Below are 16,136 nucleotides of genomic sequence, written 5' to 3'. Positions count from 1 at the left end.
GTGCTCACAACTTAGTTAGCTGCTTCCTCTTTTGCATGTTTGTCAGGCACGATAGCCTTACCGCCAGCTTTCTCAATCGCTTCTTTAGCGCTGCTTGAAAAGGCATGAGCGTGGATTTCAACGGCTACAGTCAATTCTCCCCGGCTAAGTACTTTAACAAGGTCTTTTTTGCTCACCAGACCATGCTGGAGCAGAAAATCCATGTCAACTACCGTAGCTTTGGTTTCATCGACCAAGGCCTGAATCGAATCCAGGTTAAGAGGTTTGTATTCGACGCGGTTAATATTTTTAAAGCCGAATTTAGGTACACGACGTTGAAGAGGCATCTGACCACCTTCAAAGTGTGTTTTACGACTATAACCTGAGCGTGACTGCGCTCCTTTGTGACCACGCGTAGACGTACCGCCCATGCCTGATCCTTGTCCGCGTCCGACTCGCTTGCGCTCTCTAACGGAACCCTTTGCCGGTCTAAGGTTGCTTAAATTCATTTGATTGTTGGACAAAATAAGTAAAACAGGAACGGTAGAGTATCGTTAAATGGACACCCAACTGTTTATTGTACTGCTTTTGCCGCTATTTAGTGTTAAAAAGATGATTCTTTTGGCTCTTCGATGCCAGGGCAACCAAGGGTCGCCATGGCCTGAAAACCAAAAGAATCGCAAAGATAATTAAATTTCTTCAACCTTCACTAGGTGCTGCACCTTATTGATTGCTCCTTTCAGTGCGTCGTTGTATTCTAACTCGACACTGCGGTTGATTTTGCCCAAGCCTAACGACTTGATTGCGTTTTTCTGAGATAGCGGTCGTTTAATGGTGCTGCTGACCTGCGTGATGCGTACTCGTGCCATGTCTATTGCTCCTTTATATTAACCGTTAAATACTTTTGCCAAGCTGATCTGACGCTGGAAAGCTACCTGGTGTGGTAACCGCATTTTCAGCAGGGCGTCTAATGTCGCTTTTACTACGTTGTGAGGATTCGACGAGCCTTTCGACTTCGCCAGGATGTCGTGAATACCAGCCGATTCAAGAACGGCCCGCATAGCACCACCCGCAATAACACCAGTACCTGGAGCCGCTGGCTTCAGCAGGACGAAGCCACCGCTGAATTTGCCTTCCATTTCGTGGGGAACCGTACGCTTCAGAAGAGGAATCTGCACCAGGTTTTTCTTGGCATCTTCCACTCCTTTGGCAATGGCATCAGTTACTTCATTGGCTTTGCCTAATCCGTAACCAACGACACCGTTACCGTCTCCAACCACGACAATTGCCGAGAAGCTGAACCGGCGACCACCTTTTACCACCTTCGCTACGCGGTTGATGGCTACAACCTTTTCTTTAAGGTCGGCTTCGTTAAATTTTGTCGGTCTTGCTGAATTGATGTTCATCGCTTAGAACTTAAGGCCTCCCTCGCGGGCTGCATCGGCCAATGCTTTTACTTTACCGTGATATAAGTAGCCATTGCGGTCGAACACAGCAGCGCTGATATTCTTGGCAACTGCTTTCTCGGCCAACCGCTGGCCTACTTTCTTCGCCGTTTCGACGGTATTCCCTTCGGTTTCGCTTTTCAATTCAACCGATGAGGCAGATGCCAGTGTGTGGCCGCTAATATCGTCGATCAACTGCGCGTAAATCGCTTTGTTAGAGCGGAAAACGGATAGACGGGGACGCTCGGCAGTGCCAGAAACTTTCGCCCGGATACCAAACTTGATCCGCTGTCTTCTTTCTTGTTTATTCGTTGCCATGTTATTTGATTCCGACCAAATAGGCGTTTAAAATGTTTTTGGTTTTTAGTTTTCGATTTACTCCTGAACAGGTCAGCCATAAACCGAAAACTGAAAACCACTTTATTATTTCTTCGAAGAAGATTTACCAGCTTTCCGGCGAACTTGCTCACCGATAAAGCGGATACCTTTGCCTTTGTAAGGCTCAACTTTACGCAACGAACGGATTTTTGCGGCTACATCGCCCAAAAGTTGCTTATCTGAACCTTCCAGATAAACTTTTGGATTCTGACCTTTCTCCGTTACAGCCGTAACTTTGATTTCGGCTGGAACCGCTAAAAACACGTTGTGTGAATAGCCAAGTTGCAGTTCGAGAATATTATTAGCAACGGATGCTTTGTAACCCACCCCGATTACTTCGAGATCGAGTTTGAAGCCTTCGCTTACGCCCGTTACCATGTTATTGACCAGCGACCGATACAGACCGTGCAGGGCTTTGTGGCGCTTCTGCTCGGTTGGGCGGCTTACCTGGATATGACCGTCTTCAATGGCTACCGAAATGTCCGGGTCAACCGATTGGGTCAAGGTGCCTTTAGGGCCTTTTACCGTAACGACGTTCTGATTGTCGACAGACAACGTAACGTTGCTGGGTAGGGCGATTGGTTTCTTACCTATGCGTGACATCGTTCAGTTCGGATTAATATACGTAACACAATACTTCTCCACCAACGTTCAGCGTCTTCGCTTCTTTATCTGTCATCACGCCCTTAGAGGTAGAGATGATCGCTACACCTAGTCCATTCAGAATGCGTGGCAGGTTATCGGCTCCCCGATACTGACGCAGACCTGGACGGCTGATGCGTTGTAGGTCAACGATAGCAGGCTGCTTCGTCGTTGGGTTGTACTTGAGCGCAATCTTGATTGAGCCTTGTGGGGTGCTATCGTCGAACTTGTAGTTCTGGATGTACCCTTTTTCGTACAAAACCTTGGTAATCTCTTTTTTTATGTTCGAAGCAGGGATCTCTACAACCCGGTGCTTAGCCCGGATGGCGTTTCTAACACGAGTCAGAAAGTCTGCTATTGGATCTGTATTCATTCTTAGCGTTGCGTTACTTGCAAACCCCTCTTTTTGAGAAAGTTCGCAAAATTACGGAAACTGAATTACAAATAGAAATGGAATCTGGAATTACCAGCTTGCTTTAGTTACACCTGGAATCTTACCGGCCGATGCCATTTCCCGGAATGTTACCCGTGAAATACCAAACTTGCGCATGTAGCCCCGAGGACGACCCGTCAATTTGCACCGGTTGTGCAAACGAACAGCGGACGAATTTTTAGGCAGTTTATCCAGACCGATGTAGTCGCCGGCAGCTTTTAAAGCGGCCCGCTTTACAGCGTACTTAGCCACCAGTGCTTCGCGTTTCCGTTCCCGTGCTTTTATTGATTCTTTTGCCATTGTCTTAACCTTTTTGTCGGTTGTTATTTATCACTTTTAGCAAACGGCATACCCATTGCTTTCAGCAATTCGTAACTCTCATTGTCGGTGTTGGCCGTCGTCACAAACGTGATGTCCATCCCCGAAATGCGGGCTACTTTATCAATGCTGATTTCAGGGAAGATGATCTGCTCCTGCACACCGAAGGTGTAGTTGCCACGGCCGTCGAACCCTTTATCGCTAATGCCTTTGAAGTCACGAACGCGGGGCAGCGATACCGCCGTCAACCGGTCCAGGAATTCATACATCTTCACACCACGCAGCGTAACTTTCGCACCGATGGGCATTTTCTCCCGCAGTTTGAAGTTCGAGACAGCTTTCTTCGACAGTGTCGGAACAGCTTTCTGACCCGTGATGGTCGTCAATTCTTCGACGCCCACGTCCACCAATTTTTTATCGGCGACAGCGGCTCCAATACCTTTGTTGATGACAATCTTAGTTAGACGGGGCACTTGCATGACCGACTTATACTGAAACTTGTCCTTCAACTGAGGTACGATTTCGCTTAGATATTTTTCTTTCAGTCTTGGCGTTGCCATTTTCTTAGACCTGCTTAAGGTTATTTACGACCCGCGTCGGCGGACCGATCAGGAATAAAGTTGCCTGTCTTCTTGGAGAAGCGCTGCAGCTTTCCCTTTTCGTTTTCTTTACGACCCGTGCGGGTAGGTTCGCCGGTGGCCGGATCAACCAGTTTCAGGTTGCTGATGTGAATCGATCCTTCCGTTTTTTCCAGGCTCCCCTGCGGGTTAGAAGCCGTTGGCTTCAAGTGTTTGGTAATCATAGCGACGCCCTCAACACGAGCACGATCTTTCTCTACAATTACTTCTTTCACAACACCGCGCTGACCTTTCGAGTTACCACCAATCACGACGACGGTGTCGCCTGATTTGATATGGAATTTGTGCTTCGGTAGCGTTATTTTCTTCTCCATTGCCTTACAATACTTCCGGGGCTAACGATACGATTTTCATAAACTGCTTCTCGCGCAATTCACGAGCTACGGGTCCGAAAATCCGGGTGCCCCGTGGTTCATCGTTGTTATTGAGCAATACGGCAGCATTGTCTTCGAAGCGGATGTATGATCCATCTTTACGACGAACTTCCTTCTTGGTCCGAACAACAACGGCTTTCGATACCGTACCTTTTTTCATGCTACTGGACGACAGAGCCTGTTTCACCGTCACGACAATCTTGTCACCGACTGATGCATACCGCTTGCCTGTACCGCCCAGGACGCGGATAACCAGCACTTCCTTCGCGCCACTGTTATCGGCTACGCCTAATCTTGATTCTTGCTGTACCATGGCTTACTTCGCTTTTTCGATGATTTCGACTAAACGCCAACGCTTATTTTTGCTCATTGGGCGGGTTTCCATAACACGAACCGTGTCACCGATACCACACTCATTTTTCTCGTCATGAACCGTCAGTTTTTTCGTCTTGTTCATGAACTTGCCATACATCGGGTGCTTCACTTTGCGATCAATCGCAACAGTGATGGTTTTCTGCATTTTATTGCTGGTTACCCGTCCGATACGCTCTTTCCGAGCGTTGCGCTCCGAAGCCGATGCGGCAGTGCTCGTTGCTGGAGCAGTTGCTGTCGGCTGATCTGTTGCTGCTGCCGCCGGAGCTTGTTGGTCTACCTGCGGTGCTGGTGCTTGTTGCTCTTCCATTGTCGTGTCTTATTAGGCTTGCCGCGATTTAACCGTCAGTTCTGTGTTCAGACGAGTAATCCGTTTCCGGCTCTCGCGGATGCGCATTGGGTTCTCAATTGGAGATACCGCATGAGCGAACCTTAGTTTCAACAGTCGGTCTTGTTCAGCACCTAGCTCGGTACGTAACTCGTCGGCCGACAATCCTTTTAAATCTTCTTTTTTCATTTTGTTCGTCGCTTAGGGGTACTATTCTTCGCCTTGCTCCTGATAATCACGCCGGACAACAAATTTCGTCCGAACTGGCAATTTCTGAGCGGCCAGGCGCAGGGCTTCCATACCCGTTGCCAGATCAACGCCCGTTGTTTCGAACATAATCGTACCGGGCTTTACTACGGCTACCCAGTATTCTGGGGCACCTTTACCTTTACCCATCCGAACTTCGGCTGGCTTCTTGGTAATGGGTTTATCGGGGAAAATGCGAATCCAAACCTGACCTTCGCGTTTCATGGCCCGTGTTACTGAAATACGAGCGGCTTCAATCTGGCGGGCGGTGATCCGGCCGGGCTCCAGTGATTTGATGCCGAATGTACCGAAGGCAATCTCATGACCGCGTGAAGCGATACCTGGAATCCTGCCTTTATGCTGCTTACGGAATTTAGTTCTTTTTGGCTGTAACATAGCTCTAAAAGTTAGCGTCGATAGTGGTTAGTTGTTGATCAAGAGTAGTAAACTAATGACTGTGGACTGACGACTGACGACTGAATTTATCGTCTTGGACCTCCGCCACCACGGTTGCCACCCTGACCACCACCGCCACCGCGGTTTCCACCTGGGCCACCGGCATTGCCACCACGGTTTCCACCCTGGCCGCCACCGGCATTACCACCACGACCACCACGATCATTTCCACCACGGTTCCGACCACCACGGTCGTTGCCATCACGGTCGCCACGAGGGCCACGACGGTCGCCACGATCATTGGCTGCCGCTGTACGCTCACCGGCTTGCGCCTGGCTCATCATAGCAGCTGGAGACAGATCACGCTTGCCATATACTTCGCCTTTGAAAATCCACACTTTAATGCCGATTTTTCCGTAAACGGTTTGGGCTTCAGAAATAGCATAATCGATATCAGCACGCAGTGTGTGAAGAGGTACACGACCTTCTTTGTACTGCTCCGAGCGGGCAATTTCAGCACCACCCAGACGACCTGATACTTTTACCTTGATGCCTTGTGCACCTACCCGAATCGCTGATTGAATAGCCTGCTTCATGGCACGACGGAACGAAATACGAGCCTGTAACTGCTGAGCGATAGCCTCGCCAACCAGTTTAGCATCGATCTCAGGGCGTTTGATTTCGAAGATATTGATCTGGACATCTTTGCCCGTGATCTTTTTCAGCTCTTCTTTGATCTTATCAACTTCGCCACCACCTTTACCGATAACGATACCCGGACGAGCCGTGTGAATGGTTAGGGTTACGCGCTTCAGGGTACGTTCGATAACGACCCGCGCAATGGCACCTTTAGGGATACGGGCAGAGATATATTTACGAATTTTCTCGTCTTCAACAAGTTTGTCCGCAAACTCTTTACCGCCGTACCAGCTCGACTCCCAGCCCCGAACAATACCAAGTCGCAGGCCAATTGGATTTATTTTTTGTCCCATTTCTGTCTATTGTTCGTTTTCAGGGGTAGAAACTTCAGCCTGAGTCAATACAGTGTCCGCTGCGCTGTCAACCACAAGGGTAATGTGATTTGACCGCTTACGAATCCGGTGACCACGACCTTGTGGTGCTGGACGCAGACGCTTCAGCATCGGACCACCATCAACAAAAATCGTTTTTATGTAAAGATCCGCATCTTCGATACGGGCATCTTCATTTTTTTGCTGCCAGTTGGCAACGGCCGACAAAAGCACTTTCTGCAATACGTCGGCACCAGCCTGTGGCTGATATTTTAACAGGCCCAACGCCCGGCTAACGCGCTGACCACGAATGAGGTCGGCAATTAACCGCATCTTGCGGGGAGACGTGGGCACATCTTTAAGTTTTGCTACTGCTTCCATTTTTTTCAGTTTGTGGTTTGTGGTTTGTTGTTCGTGGTTTATAGTGATTTAGCTAACTACAAACCACAAACTACGAACTACGAACTGCTTATCGTTTGCCCTTGTCTTTCTTTGCGGTGTGTCCCCGGAAGTTACGCGTTGGCGAGAATTCGCCGAGCTTGTGACCTACCATGTTCTCCGTTACATAAACCGGGATAAACTTGTTGCCGTTGTGCACAGCGAAGGTATGGCCTACGAAATCCGGCGAAATCATCGAACGACGCGACCAGGTTTTGATGACCGATTTCTTGCCCGAATCATTCTGCGTCTGGACTTTATTGTCTAAACGAAAATCAATATAGGGGCCTTTTTTGAGTGAACGTGCCATTGTTATCTGTTACTTTTTGCGTCGGCTAATAATCATGCTTTCAGATGCCTTGTTCTTGTTCCGGGTCTTTTGACCTTTGGCGAACTGGCCATTACGTGAACGTGGGTGACCACCGGATGCCCGGCCTTCACCACCACCCATTGGGTGATCGACTGGGTTCATAACGACAGCCCGAACGCGGGGACGGCGACCTAACCAACGGCTACGGCCAGCTTTACCCATGACAACGTTCATATGGTCGGGATTCGATACCGAACCTACCGTTGCCATACCGGCGCTCAGAACCCGGCGTGTTTCACCCGAAGGCAAACGCAGGATAGCGTATTTATCTTCACGGCCTACCAACTGAGCATAGGTGCCAGCCGAACGAGCCATTGCACCACCTTTACCTGGTGTCAACTCGATGTTGTGAACGATCGTACCAATTGGCATCAGTGCCAAGGGAAGTGCGTTGCCAACGTCAGGAGTTGATCCTTCGCCCGACCGGATGGTCTGGCCAACGGTGATACCTTGTGGTGCGATGATGTAGCGTTTTTCACCGTCAGGATATTGCACCAGCGAGATGCGGGCCGAACGGTTTGGATCGTATTCTACAGTCAAAACTTCGGCAGGTTGGCCGACTTTGTCGCGCTTGAAGTCAATAATACGGTATTGCCGTTTATGACCTCCTCCAATGTAGCGCATAGTGCGGTGACCTTCGTTATTACGGCCACCGGTTCTCTTAATGGGCTCCAGCAGGCTTTTTTCCGGCTTGGAGGCTGTTATTTCCGCAAAGTCGGGTGCCACGCGAAAACGTGTACTCGGCGTTATTGGTCTTAGTTTTTTAACTCCCATGACTGATTAATTGGTAGAGCAGTGCTCGGTTTACAGGTCAGCGTAGATATCAATTACTTCGCCTTCAGCAACCGTAACAATTGCTTTCTTAGTGGTTGGGGTCTTACCCGATACAACACGTCCGTTGATGTTTTTGCTGCGTTTCTTTCCGTATACCCGGAATGTATTGACAGCTTCAACGTTTACGCCATACATTTTCTCGATGGCTTTGCCGATTTCGAGTTTGTTGGCTTTTAGTTCAACCTCAAAAGCATATTTGCCTTGCTTGTTAAGGCCCGTCATTTTCTCCGTGACGATTGGTCGTTTCAGTACGCTCATGGTTAATTTGCTCCCGATTATCGGTCGAACAACGTTTGAATGGTTGACAGGGCTTCTTCGCTAATGAGCAGTTGATCGGCGTTCATCAGGTCGTATGTATTGACCTGCGAAGCTGTCGTGACTTTCGTCTTCTGTACGTTCCGGCTCGACAAGACAACGTTCGTGTTGACGTCGGGCAGGATAAGCAGCGTTTTCTTACCCGTTACATTCAGATCGTTTAGGAACTGGATGTAATCTTTCGTGCGGGGAGCTTCCAGCGAGATGCTATCAATAACTGAAATCTTTTCTGCTTTCGCTTTTACAGCGTAAGCCGACTGGCGAGCCAGCGATTTCACTTTTTTGTTCAATTTGAAGCTATAGTCGCGGGGACGTGGACCGAAGATGGTACCACCACCAACAAATACGGGCGACTTGGCGCTACCTGCGCGGGCACCACCTGTACCTTTCTGCTTCTTGAGTTTACGCGTCGAGTGCGCATTCTCAGCCCGCTCTTTTGCTTTGTGCGTTCCTTGCCGTTGGTTGGCTAAGTATTGTTTCACGTCGAGGTAAATCGCGTGCTGGTTCGGCTCAATACCGAAGACCTCTTCCGGAAGCGTGACCTTTTTGCCTGTGTCCTCGCCTTTGCTGTTATATACGATTACTTCCATGACCTACTTCTCGATAATAACGTATGAATTTTTGGCTCCTGGAATTGAACCGCTAACAACGAGCAGATTTTGCTCAGGCAGAACGCGCAATACGCGAAGGTTTTGAACCTTCACACGGTTGCCGCCCATCCGGCCGGCCATCCGAAGACCTTTGAACACACGCGATGGGAACGAGCAGGCACCGATCGAACCTGGGTGACGACCCCGGTTATGCTGACCGTGCGTTTGACCGCCTACACCACCGAATCCGTGGCGTTTCACAACGCCCTGGAAACCACGACCTTTTGCTGTTCCGACTACGTCAACGAAGTCAGCTTCTGCAAATACATCGGCTACCGTAAGTGTTGCGCCCAGATCAAACGTTTGTTCGAATTCTTTGAATTCAACCAGTTTGCGCTTAGGCGTGGTACCCGCTTTTTTGAAGTGGCCCAACTCCGGCTTGTTGCTGTGCTTTTCTTTTTTGTCGCCATAACCCAGCTGCACAGCTGTGTAGCCATCTTTCTCGATGCTACGAACTTGAGTTACAACACAGGGACCCGTCTCAATCACTGTACATGCCAGAGCCTGCCCGTCCGCATTGTACACGCTGGTCATCCCGATTTTCTTGCCAATTAAACCAGACATTTGTGTTTGTTTAAAGTAAGCAGGTAAAAAATAGGTATTCATTTTCCGCTTCGGACCTTCCGAATCGGGCCGCAAAGGTAGGCAAATAATCAGACGAATCCTATATCTGCTTAACAATCAGGCCCCGAAACGACATAAAAAAAGGTCGGGCGCGCAGCACCTGACCTCAAATGGCAGACAAAACGATGCAATGCAAGGTTTGTTTGCCGAAAAAGTCAGATGTGGTTTCTACTAAATCGTAGCGATCTTAGCGGACCTTCACCCTCGTATGTCGTTGTCTCGATGTTCCGAGTTTGGGAGTGCAAAAGTAGGAAATAGTTTGGAGAAATAGAAAATTTATTTTAAAGAAAGTTTTTTGAAGCCAAATGGGTAGTTGATATGTCAATGGCGTAGCCTATAGTTCATTAACTTTTTGTAAGCTTATCTTTATATATTCTATTCATGAAGAAGCTACAAATCATTGTTTCGTCAACCTATAGTGACTTATTAAATGAGCGCCAAGCCTGCGTTGAACCAATACTGAGTTCAGGACACATACCGGCAGGTATGGAATTGTTTGCTGCAGGAAGCGAGAGCCAGCTTGAATGTTCGGTCGCTAGGCGACCAATAGTTGTAGGAACTGTTATTTTTTCTACAAACTTTTCGTCGATACACAACTAAGCGCTATCCCAGTTTCAGAGCTAGAATCCGTGGTGAAATTGACTTGTGGTCGCGCTAGCGACTTGATGTTTGTAGCTAAGACAGCTCAACGATATCTTTCGTCGCGTAGCGACGGAACTTCATTCCAATGGTTTGAAGAGATACCGATCGTCATAAGGCACTGCAAACTTTTGTAGGAATAATGTATACTCCTCGGCAAACGTTCGCTTTCGATGGTGCTCTTCCTGATTTAGAATATAATGAACGACTGAATCAATTTGGGACTGACTGTAGGAAAAAGCCCCGTATCCTGTCTGCCATTCAAAATGCCCCTTGACTAATCGCTTTTCATTTATCCATTTCGATGAATCACCCTTCAGGTCCTGCATCATATCAGAGATGGATTGCTTAGGATTGATACCCACGAAAACGTGGATGTGATCGGACATACCATTTATGGCGAGGAGCTTATGGCCTTGATTTTGCACGATGCCGGTCATGTATCGATACAAATCTTCTTTCCAGGCCTGTTGGATAAGGCCGTAGCGGTGTTTAACAGCAAAGACAGTATGTAAGTAAATTTGGGTATAGGTGTTTGGCATATACATCAGACGGGTGATTGTTGGTTCGGTCGCTAGGCGACCAGAGAATGGAAAAGCTTGTCAGGATGCTACAAACCTTTCGTCGCTAACGCGACTGTAATGGAAGCTGATGTACTACATATATTAAGATATTAAGAGCTTATTTGTCGGGATGAAAGCAAGTTGACATCTCGTACAGTAGGTTTATGTATTTTCTACATTTACTAGACAATTCCTGAAACGTCTGAATTCATTTCTCTACATGTCTCAATCTGTAACCCGTCGTCAAACGCTGACGGCTCTGACTGCCTCGGTGGGGGCAGCACTATCGACTGATTCGCTGGAAGCTGTGGCAGCACCATCCGCCCAGTCTCCATTTACGATTTGCCTCAACATGAGTACCATTCGGGGGCAGAAGCTCGGTTTCGTAAAAGAGCTGGAAGCCGCTTCGAAAGGGGGCTTCCGGTCGGTCGAAATATGGATTGAGACGCTACAGACGTACCTTAAATCGGGGGGGACAACGGCTGAGGCTCGAAAAATTCTCGCTGATCTGGGTATAAAAATCGAAAATGCCATTGGCTTCGCCCCCTGGATTATAGATGATGAAGCGGCCCGTGCTAAAGGACTTGCCCAACTTAGAGGTGAAATGGAGATGCTGGCCGAAGTAGGCTGCAAACGCGTAGCCACGCCACCGATTGGCGCCCAATCGCCCGGCAGCCCTAAGGTTGATCTGTACAAAGCCGCCGAACGGTATCGGGCTATTCTCGAAATTGGTGCTAAAACCGATGTGGTGCCGCAACTGGAATTATGGGGATTCTCGCCGAATCTGAGCCGGTTGAGTGAAGTGATGTTTGTGGCTATCGAGAGCGGTCACCCGTCGGCAAGGGTGTTGCTGGATATTTATCACTTATATAAAGGCGGTTCGGGGAATACTATGCTCCCACTGGTCGGCAAATCGGCCATCGAGGTATTCCACGTAAATGATTACACGGCCGATTTTACCCGTGAGAAAATAGTCGATGCGGATCGGGTGTTTCCGGGCGATGGCGTAGCGCCGATTCGTGAGACGCTCAAACTCATCAAGCGTACCGACCAGCCGATTGTTGTATCGCTGGAGGTGTTCAATAAAAATTATTACGCGCAGGATGCTCTGACCGTAACGAAAACGGCGATGGCGAAGATGAAAGCGATGGTGGCCGGACTTTAATAAGCCCAGGCCATCAGGCCACCATCCGCCGAAATCGTCTGCCCCGTTACGTAGCCCGATGCGGGCATGCACAGAAAGGAAACGACCGACGCTATTTCTTCCGGTTCGCCGACACGGTTCATCGGCGTTCGCTTCAGTATGCCCGCCAATTTCTCCGGGTTGGTCAGCACAGGCGTGGCCAATGGCGTTTTAATATACCAGGGAGCCACAGCGTTCACCCGGATACCATCGGGTGCCCACTCAACGGCGAGGTTTCGGGTGAGCTGCAGCATAGCCGCCTTAGTCATGCCGTATAGCGAACCGCTGCTGGTGTGTGCCAAACCCGATACCGACGAAATCATCACAATTTTGCCGGCCGATGATTCTTTTAAAAGCGGGTAAGCCGCCTGAGTGAGTTCATACGCTGATCGTAGATTCGTATTCAGCACATGGTCATACTCCGCCGGGCTATATTCCGAAGTAGGTTTACGGATGTTCGTTCCTGCATTGTTGACCAGAATATCCAGACTACCCCATATTACTTTTACTGCATCGATAACCTGAGTAGCTACCCCCGGCTGACTCACATCAGCGGCTATACCATCAACGATATGGCCTTGCTGGCGATAATCCGTTAACTGCTGCTGTAATAATGTATTATCTCGGGCAACGATAAATACCGATGCACCGAGGTCCAGAAATTGCCGGACAATGGCTTCGCCAATTCCTTTGGTTCCGCCCGTAACGAGGGCGCGTTGGCCATTAAGCGACCAGAGCGATTTGTTCATGAGTTAAAGGTCATTAATTTTAGCTTTTCTCCAAACTAAAATCATCTCATGAACAAACGAATGGGGCTTTTAGCGGTACTGACGCTCTCCACGAGTATGGTACTGGCTCAGAGTAAGCCCAAGCCGGAGGATGTACAAACGTTCACCCTGAAAAACGGCATGAAATTCATGGTTCTCGAAGACCATTCCATACCTAACGCCAACTTCTATTCATTCTGGAAAGTCGGCTCTCGCAATGAAGTACATGGTATAACCGGCCTATCTCATTTCTTTGAACACATGATGTTCAATGGAGCCAAGAAATACGGCCCCAAGCAGTTTGACCGCGTGATGGAGGCCAACGGCGGCTCGAACAATGCCTACACCACCGAAAATACGACCGTTTATACCGACTGGTTTCAGAGCGGTGCCCTTGAAACGATCTTTGACCTGGAGGCTGACCGGATTCGTGATCTGGCCATCGATCCCAAAATGGTGGAGAGCGAGCGGGGTGTGGTCTTGTCCGAACGAAGTACGGGTCTGGAGAACAGCAATTATCGGGTTATCAACGAACTGGTTCAATCGGTGGCGTTTGTAGAGCACCCATATATGTTTCCGGTGATTGGCTTTGAATCGGACATTAAAAAGTGGACGCAGGCTGACTTGGAGAAATACTTCAAAACGTATTACTCGCCCAATAACGCCGTCGCCGTTGTCGTGGGTGATGTAACGGTGGCGCAGGTAAAGAAACTGGCCGAGCAATACATCGGCTCGATTCCAGCCCAAAAATTACCCGATAGCCTGCGAACGGTAGAGCCGCCACAGAATGGTGAACGGCGGGCAACAACCTATAAAGATGTTGCGACGCCCAATATTCTGCTGGCGTATCATACCCCCGCCACGCGCCACCCCGATTATTATGCGCTCGATTTGCTCAGTGGGGTCTTGAGTTCCGGTAATTCGTCGCGGTTGGTCAAATCGCTGGTGCTGGATTCCACGGTAGCGTCTCGGGTGTTTACCAATGTAGAGATGTCATTCGACCCAAGCCTGTTTTCCGTGTACGCGATTGCCGGAAGTGGAGTCTCGGCTGAACAGCTGGAACGGTCCGTTCTGTATCAGATTGACAAGGTGATCCATGACGGCATTACTGATACGGAATTGCAGAAACTGAAAAATCAGAAGCTGATGGAGTTTTACCGGACAATGGAGTCCATCAACGGAAAAGCAAACTCGCTGGGTACCTACGAACTGTTCTTCGGCGATTATAAAAAGCTTTATGAAGCGCCGTCGCTCTACGAAAAGGTAACGAAGGAAGATGTGCAGCGCGTTGCTAAAACGTACCTCACCAGCCGCAACCGAACCGTCGGTTATCTGTTGCCGGAGCCCAAAGCAAATCCCGTTAAAAATAATTGATCATCAACTTTTTAACTCAGGCCTATAAGCCGGGCCCGCAACGGCGGACCGTGCCGATGCGGTTTTTGAAACCTTATAGGTCTCATACTATGAAATACGTACTTACTTTATTCATTACCCTTATAGTAACGGGAGCGTCGCTGGCGCAAACGTTCAAGGTGCCGCCGTACCAGAAATTCAAGCTCAGAAACGGCCTGACGGTTTATCTGATGGAGCAACATGAAGTGCCGCTCATCAATGTCTCGGCGGTATTCGATGCTGGGGCGGTGCAGGATGGCAGCCGGTATGGCCTGGCCAACATGACGGCGGAGGCTTTGCTGTTCGGTAGTTCGAAATACACGAAGGCCCAACTGGAAGAAAAAATTGAATACGTGGGAGCCAGCGTGGATACCTATGCCGGGAAAGAAGTAGCCAAACTGACCTCGTCGTTTGCGGTGAAAGATCAGGATTTACTGTTCGATATTATCCAGGATGTGATCACGAAGCCCACCTTCGATCAGGCTGAATTCGATAAGTACAAACAGCGGCAACTGCTTCAGTTGACTCAGCAGAAAGAAAGCCCAAGGGGCGTGGTTGGTTCTTATTTCAACAAGTTTGTCTTTGACGGTCATCCATACGCCAATCCGCTCACGGGTACGCCTGCATCGGTATCGGCGGTATCGGCCAGTGATGCCCGGCAGTTCTATCAGAAGAACTTTACCGCAGACCGGGGCGCGATTGCCATCGTCGGTGATTTCAATACGGCAGCTATGAAAAAGCGGATTACCGACTTGTTCGGTAACTGGAAAACGGCAGCAGCCACATCGCTCATACTCGCCGATCCAACGGTTGCATTCGATAAAAGTCGGGTGTTACTGGTCAATAAAGACGATGCCCGCGAAACTACGTTTTTGATTGGCGGGAAAGGCATCACGCAGAATAACCCCGATTTTATTCCTGTCACGGTTGTCAATACGATCCTGGGCGGACGTTTTACCTCCTGGCTGAATGATGCCCTGCGGGTAAACTCAGGGCTGACCTATGGGGCCAATAGTCGGTTCAGTACCTTTCGAAAAAGCGGCACATTTGCCATTTCGACCTTTACAAAAGTCAGCACCACCACGCAGGCCATTGACATGGCTTTGCAGGTACTCGACAGTTTGCATCGGACGGGCATCGATGAAAAAACGTTGTCATCGGCCAAAAACTACGTCAAAGCTGATTTTCCACCGCGCTATGAATCGGCCAGTGAGCTGGCTAATCTGCTGACCGATATGTTCAGCCTGGGCTTCGATGAGTCGTTCATTAACAACTTCCAGAAGAACGTCGATGGGCTGACGGTTGCCAAAACTCGCCAGATTATCGATCAGTATTTTCCCAAAGACAAGCTCCAGTTTGTGCTGATCGGCAAAGCCGAGACCATTCGGGATAAGGTGAAAAAATACGGAACCATCACCGAGAAAGAAATCAAAGCCGAAGGTTTTTAACAAACAATTCGGATCGCACGGGCGCCCCCGATCCTGTCCGTGTAGCCTCAATTCGCGGCTACACGGACAGGATCGGGGGCGCCCGTGCGATCCGCGCTACATATTCAACAAAAATAGTCTACCTTTGCCCCGAGTTTTCGGTGCCTGATGCTGCTTCGTGGCAGCCTGCAAGGCTTAATAGGGAAGTTGGTGTAAAACCAATGCTGTCCCCGCAACTGTAAGTCTTCAAAAAATCGGTTCAATCTACACAACCACTGCGCTATGGTTTAGCGTGGGAAGGTAAGAGCCGACAAGACGAGCCAGGAGACCTGCCGTAAACCATCCGTTGTTCTGGCGTTCGGAGGAAACGCCCCA

26 protein-coding genes and 1 riboswitch are annotated in these 16,136 nt (G+C 49.2%); of the genes, 4 read left to right on the top strand and 22 right to left on the bottom strand.

The annotated features are described in order from the left end of the window. Positions 1-11: 11 nt before the first annotated feature. From rplO to rplC, 20 genes are all read right to left on the bottom strand, one after another. A complete protein-coding gene (gene rplO / locus ACYVAM_RS13555; protein WP_461067785.1) occupies positions 12-488 on the bottom strand; it encodes a 50S ribosomal protein L15 in 477 nt (158 codons plus the stop codon). A gap of 180 nt (positions 489-668) precedes the next feature. Next, a complete protein-coding gene (gene rpmD, locus ACYVAM_RS13550; protein ID WP_046577840.1) occupies positions 669-848 on the bottom strand; it encodes a 50S ribosomal protein L30 in 180 nt (59 codons plus the stop codon). A gap of 18 nt (positions 849-866) precedes the next feature. Further along, positions 867-1,385, bottom strand: coding sequence for a 30S ribosomal protein S5 (rpsE, locus tag ACYVAM_RS13545; protein ID WP_012930225.1), 519 nt, complete (start codon positions 1,383-1,385; stop codon positions 867-869). A gap of 3 nt (positions 1,386-1,388) precedes the next feature. Beyond that, entirely contained in the window at positions 1,389-1,742 is a 354-nt protein-coding gene (gene rplR / locus ACYVAM_RS13540; protein ID WP_461067783.1) for a 50S ribosomal protein L18, read from the bottom strand. Between the two features lie 105 nt (positions 1,743-1,847). Continuing rightward, positions 1,848-2,405 carry a 50S ribosomal protein L6 gene (rplF, locus tag ACYVAM_RS13535; RefSeq protein WP_046577836.1) on the bottom strand — a complete coding sequence of 186 codons (558 nt, stop codon included), beginning with the start codon at positions 2,403-2,405 and terminating at the stop codon, positions 1,848-1,850. A 13-nt stretch (positions 2,406-2,418) separates the two neighbouring features. Continuing rightward, entirely contained in the window at positions 2,419-2,817 is a 399-nt protein-coding gene (gene rpsH / locus ACYVAM_RS13530; RefSeq protein WP_046577835.1) for a 30S ribosomal protein S8, read from the bottom strand. Between the two features lie 90 nt (positions 2,818-2,907). Continuing rightward, complete coding sequence (gene rpsN / locus ACYVAM_RS13525; protein WP_100989112.1) at positions 2,908-3,177, bottom strand: 30S ribosomal protein S14; 270 nt, start codon at positions 3,175-3,177, stop codon at positions 2,908-2,910. A gap of 23 nt (positions 3,178-3,200) precedes the next feature. Beyond that, the gene (rplE, locus tag ACYVAM_RS13520; RefSeq protein WP_460936774.1) at positions 3,201-3,755 is read right to left on the bottom strand and encodes a 50S ribosomal protein L5; all 555 of its coding nucleotides are present in this window, start codon (positions 3,753-3,755) and stop codon (positions 3,201-3,203) included. A 20-nt stretch (positions 3,756-3,775) separates the two neighbouring features. Continuing rightward, complete coding sequence (gene rplX, locus ACYVAM_RS13515) at positions 3,776-4,147, bottom strand: 50S ribosomal protein L24 (protein WP_461067780.1); 372 nt, start codon at positions 4,145-4,147, stop codon at positions 3,776-3,778. A 4-nt stretch (positions 4,148-4,151) separates the two neighbouring features. Next, positions 4,152-4,520 (bottom strand): 50S ribosomal protein L14, encoded by a 369-nt coding sequence (rplN, locus tag ACYVAM_RS13510; RefSeq protein WP_018618706.1) that lies wholly within the window; start codon positions 4,518-4,520, stop codon positions 4,152-4,154. Between the two features lie 3 nt (positions 4,521-4,523). Further along, a complete protein-coding gene (rpsQ, locus tag ACYVAM_RS13505) occupies positions 4,524-4,889 on the bottom strand; it encodes a 30S ribosomal protein S17 (protein ID WP_461067778.1) in 366 nt (121 codons plus the stop codon). Between the two features lie 12 nt (positions 4,890-4,901). Then, a complete protein-coding gene (rpmC, locus tag ACYVAM_RS13500) occupies positions 4,902-5,096 on the bottom strand; it encodes a 50S ribosomal protein L29 (RefSeq protein ID WP_046577826.1) in 195 nt (64 codons plus the stop codon). A 21-nt stretch (positions 5,097-5,117) separates the two neighbouring features. After that, positions 5,118-5,549: a 50S ribosomal protein L16 gene (gene rplP, locus ACYVAM_RS13495; protein ID WP_046577824.1), complete on the bottom strand. Its 432-nt coding sequence runs from the start codon at positions 5,547-5,549 to the stop codon at positions 5,118-5,120. 86 nt (positions 5,550-5,635) lie between these two features. Next, the gene (rpsC, locus tag ACYVAM_RS13490) at positions 5,636-6,541 is read right to left on the bottom strand and encodes a 30S ribosomal protein S3 (protein WP_461067776.1); all 906 of its coding nucleotides are present in this window, start codon (positions 6,539-6,541) and stop codon (positions 5,636-5,638) included. Between the two features lie 6 nt (positions 6,542-6,547). Then, complete coding sequence (rplV, locus tag ACYVAM_RS13485; RefSeq protein ID WP_046580146.1) at positions 6,548-6,940, bottom strand: 50S ribosomal protein L22; 393 nt, start codon at positions 6,938-6,940, stop codon at positions 6,548-6,550. Between the two features lie 88 nt (positions 6,941-7,028). After that, positions 7,029-7,307: a 30S ribosomal protein S19 gene (gene rpsS / locus ACYVAM_RS13480; protein ID WP_018618700.1), complete on the bottom strand. Its 279-nt coding sequence runs from the start codon at positions 7,305-7,307 to the stop codon at positions 7,029-7,031. A 9-nt stretch (positions 7,308-7,316) separates the two neighbouring features. After that, positions 7,317-8,141 (bottom strand): 50S ribosomal protein L2, encoded by an 825-nt coding sequence (rplB, locus tag ACYVAM_RS13475; RefSeq protein WP_461067774.1) that lies wholly within the window; start codon positions 8,139-8,141, stop codon positions 7,317-7,319. A 30-nt stretch (positions 8,142-8,171) separates the two neighbouring features. Then, positions 8,172-8,459: a 50S ribosomal protein L23 gene (gene rplW, locus ACYVAM_RS13470; RefSeq protein ID WP_012930240.1), complete on the bottom strand. Its 288-nt coding sequence runs from the start codon at positions 8,457-8,459 to the stop codon at positions 8,172-8,174. Positions 8,460-8,476: 17 nt separating this feature from the next. Continuing rightward, positions 8,477-9,106, bottom strand: a complete 630-nt coding sequence (gene rplD / locus ACYVAM_RS13465; RefSeq protein WP_461067772.1) for a 50S ribosomal protein L4 — start codon at positions 9,104-9,106, stop codon at positions 8,477-8,479. A 3-nt stretch (positions 9,107-9,109) separates the two neighbouring features. After that, the gene (rplC, locus tag ACYVAM_RS13460) at positions 9,110-9,730 is read right to left on the bottom strand and encodes a 50S ribosomal protein L3 (protein WP_461067770.1); all 621 of its coding nucleotides are present in this window, start codon (positions 9,728-9,730) and stop codon (positions 9,110-9,112) included. A gap of 441 nt (positions 9,731-10,171) precedes the next feature. On the opposite strand from rplC, the gene ACYVAM_RS13455 reads away from it, so the two are divergent. Continuing rightward, complete coding sequence (locus tag ACYVAM_RS13455; RefSeq protein ID WP_461067768.1) at positions 10,172-10,390, top strand: DUF4062 domain-containing protein; 219 nt, start codon at positions 10,172-10,174, stop codon at positions 10,388-10,390. 119 nt (positions 10,391-10,509) lie between these two features. Here the strand turns inward: ACYVAM_RS13455 and tnpA are convergent, their stop codons facing one another. Further along, complete coding sequence (tnpA, locus tag ACYVAM_RS13450; protein ID WP_461067766.1) at positions 10,510-10,971, bottom strand: IS200/IS605 family transposase; 462 nt, start codon at positions 10,969-10,971, stop codon at positions 10,510-10,512. Positions 10,972-11,212: 241 nt separating this feature from the next. Between tnpA and ACYVAM_RS13445 the strand changes: the two genes are divergently transcribed. Continuing rightward, entirely contained in the window at positions 11,213-12,157 is a 945-nt protein-coding gene (locus ACYVAM_RS13445; RefSeq protein ID WP_461067764.1) for a sugar phosphate isomerase/epimerase family protein, read from the top strand. Here ACYVAM_RS13445 and ACYVAM_RS13440 read toward each other — a convergent pair. Then, positions 12,154-12,924 carry an SDR family oxidoreductase gene (locus ACYVAM_RS13440; protein WP_461067762.1) on the bottom strand — a complete coding sequence of 257 codons (771 nt, stop codon included), beginning with the start codon at positions 12,922-12,924 and terminating at the stop codon, positions 12,154-12,156. The genes ACYVAM_RS13445 and ACYVAM_RS13440 overlap by 4 nt on opposite strands. 48 nt (positions 12,925-12,972) lie before the next feature. Between ACYVAM_RS13440 and ACYVAM_RS13435 the strand changes: the two genes are divergently transcribed. After that, entirely contained in the window at positions 12,973-14,316 is a 1,344-nt protein-coding gene (locus ACYVAM_RS13435) for a M16 family metallopeptidase (protein WP_461067760.1), read from the top strand. A gap of 89 nt (positions 14,317-14,405) precedes the next feature. Beyond that, positions 14,406-15,782 (top strand): M16 family metallopeptidase, encoded by a 1,377-nt coding sequence (locus ACYVAM_RS13430; protein WP_461067758.1) that lies wholly within the window; start codon positions 14,406-14,408, stop codon positions 15,780-15,782. Positions 15,783-15,923: 141 nt separating this feature from the next. Beyond that, positions 15,924-16,112: riboswitch (cobalamin riboswitch) on the top strand. Positions 16,113-16,136: the final 24 nt, after the last annotated feature.

The organism is Spirosoma horti (assembly GCF_054776595.1).
This window is presented reverse-complemented; position numbering and strand designations above follow the sequence as displayed.

Bases quoted from the DNA above. Each gene is read 5' to 3' on its own strand.
- rplV (WP_046580146.1), bottom strand. From the start codon at position 6,940: ATGGAAGCAGTAGCAAAACTTAAAGATGTGCCCACGTCTCCCCGCAAG.
- ACYVAM_RS13435 (WP_461067760.1), top strand. From the start codon at position 12,973: ATGAACAAACGAATGGGGCTTTTAGCGGTACTGACGCTCTCCACGAGT.
- ACYVAM_RS13455 (WP_461067768.1), top strand. From the start codon at position 10,172: ATGAAGAAGCTACAAATCATTGTTTCGTCAACCTATAGTGACTTATTA.
- rpsQ (WP_461067778.1), bottom strand. From the start codon at position 4,889: ATGGAAGAGCAACAAGCACCAGCACCGCAGGTAGACCAACAAGCTCCG.
- rplC (WP_461067770.1), bottom strand. From the start codon at position 9,730: ATGTCTGGTTTAATTGGCAAGAAAATCGGGATGACCAGCGTGTACAAT.
- rpsE (WP_012930225.1), bottom strand. From the start codon at position 1,385: ATGAACATCAATTCAGCAAGACCGACAAAATTTAACGAAGCCGACCTT.
- rplN (WP_018618706.1), bottom strand. From the start codon at position 4,520: ATGGTACAGCAAGAATCAAGATTAGGCGTAGCCGATAACAGTGGCGCG.
- rplE (WP_460936774.1), bottom strand. From the start codon at position 3,755: ATGGCAACGCCAAGACTGAAAGAAAAATATCTAAGCGAAATCGTACCT.
- ACYVAM_RS13445 (WP_461067764.1), top strand. From the start codon at position 11,213: ATGTCTCAATCTGTAACCCGTCGTCAAACGCTGACGGCTCTGACTGCC.
- tnpA (WP_461067766.1), bottom strand. From the start codon at position 10,971: ATGCCAAACACCTATACCCAAATTTACTTACATACTGTCTTTGCTGTT.
- rpmC (WP_046577826.1), bottom strand. From the start codon at position 5,096: ATGAAAAAAGAAGATTTAAAAGGATTGTCGGCCGACGAGTTACGTACC.
- rpsN (WP_100989112.1), bottom strand. From the start codon at position 3,177: ATGGCAAAAGAATCAATAAAAGCACGGGAACGGAAACGCGAAGCACTG.
- rplP (WP_046577824.1), bottom strand. From the start codon at position 5,549: ATGTTACAGCCAAAAAGAACTAAATTCCGTAAGCAGCATAAAGGCAGG.
- rplF (WP_046577836.1), bottom strand. From the start codon at position 2,405: ATGTCACGCATAGGTAAGAAACCAATCGCCCTACCCAGCAACGTTACG.
- ACYVAM_RS13430 (WP_461067758.1), top strand. From the start codon at position 14,406: ATGAAATACGTACTTACTTTATTCATTACCCTTATAGTAACGGGAGCG.
- rpsS (WP_018618700.1), bottom strand. From the start codon at position 7,307: ATGGCACGTTCACTCAAAAAAGGCCCCTATATTGATTTTCGTTTAGAC.
- rplW (WP_012930240.1), bottom strand. From the start codon at position 8,459: ATGAGCGTACTGAAACGACCAATCGTCACGGAGAAAATGACGGGCCTT.
- rplO (WP_461067785.1), bottom strand. From the start codon at position 488: ATGAATTTAAGCAACCTTAGACCGGCAAAGGGTTCCGTTAGAGAGCGC.
- rpmD (WP_046577840.1), bottom strand. From the start codon at position 848: ATGGCACGAGTACGCATCACGCAGGTCAGCAGCACCATTAAACGACCG.
- rpsH (WP_046577835.1), bottom strand. From the start codon at position 2,817: ATGAATACAGATCCAATAGCAGACTTTCTGACTCGTGTTAGAAACGCC.
- rpsC (WP_461067776.1), bottom strand. From the start codon at position 6,541: ATGGGACAAAAAATAAATCCAATTGGCCTGCGACTTGGTATTGTTCGG.
- rplB (WP_461067774.1), bottom strand. From the start codon at position 8,141: ATGGGAGTTAAAAAACTAAGACCAATAACGCCGAGTACACGTTTTCGC.
- rplR (WP_461067783.1), bottom strand. From the start codon at position 1,742: ATGGCAACGAATAAACAAGAAAGAAGACAGCGGATCAAGTTTGGTATC.
- rplX (WP_461067780.1), bottom strand. From the start codon at position 4,147: ATGGAGAAGAAAATAACGCTACCGAAGCACAAATTCCATATCAAATCA.
- ACYVAM_RS13440 (WP_461067762.1), bottom strand. From the start codon at position 12,924: ATGAACAAATCGCTCTGGTCGCTTAATGGCCAACGCGCCCTCGTTACG.
- rplD (WP_461067772.1), bottom strand. From the start codon at position 9,106: ATGGAAGTAATCGTATATAACAGCAAAGGCGAGGACACAGGCAAAAAG.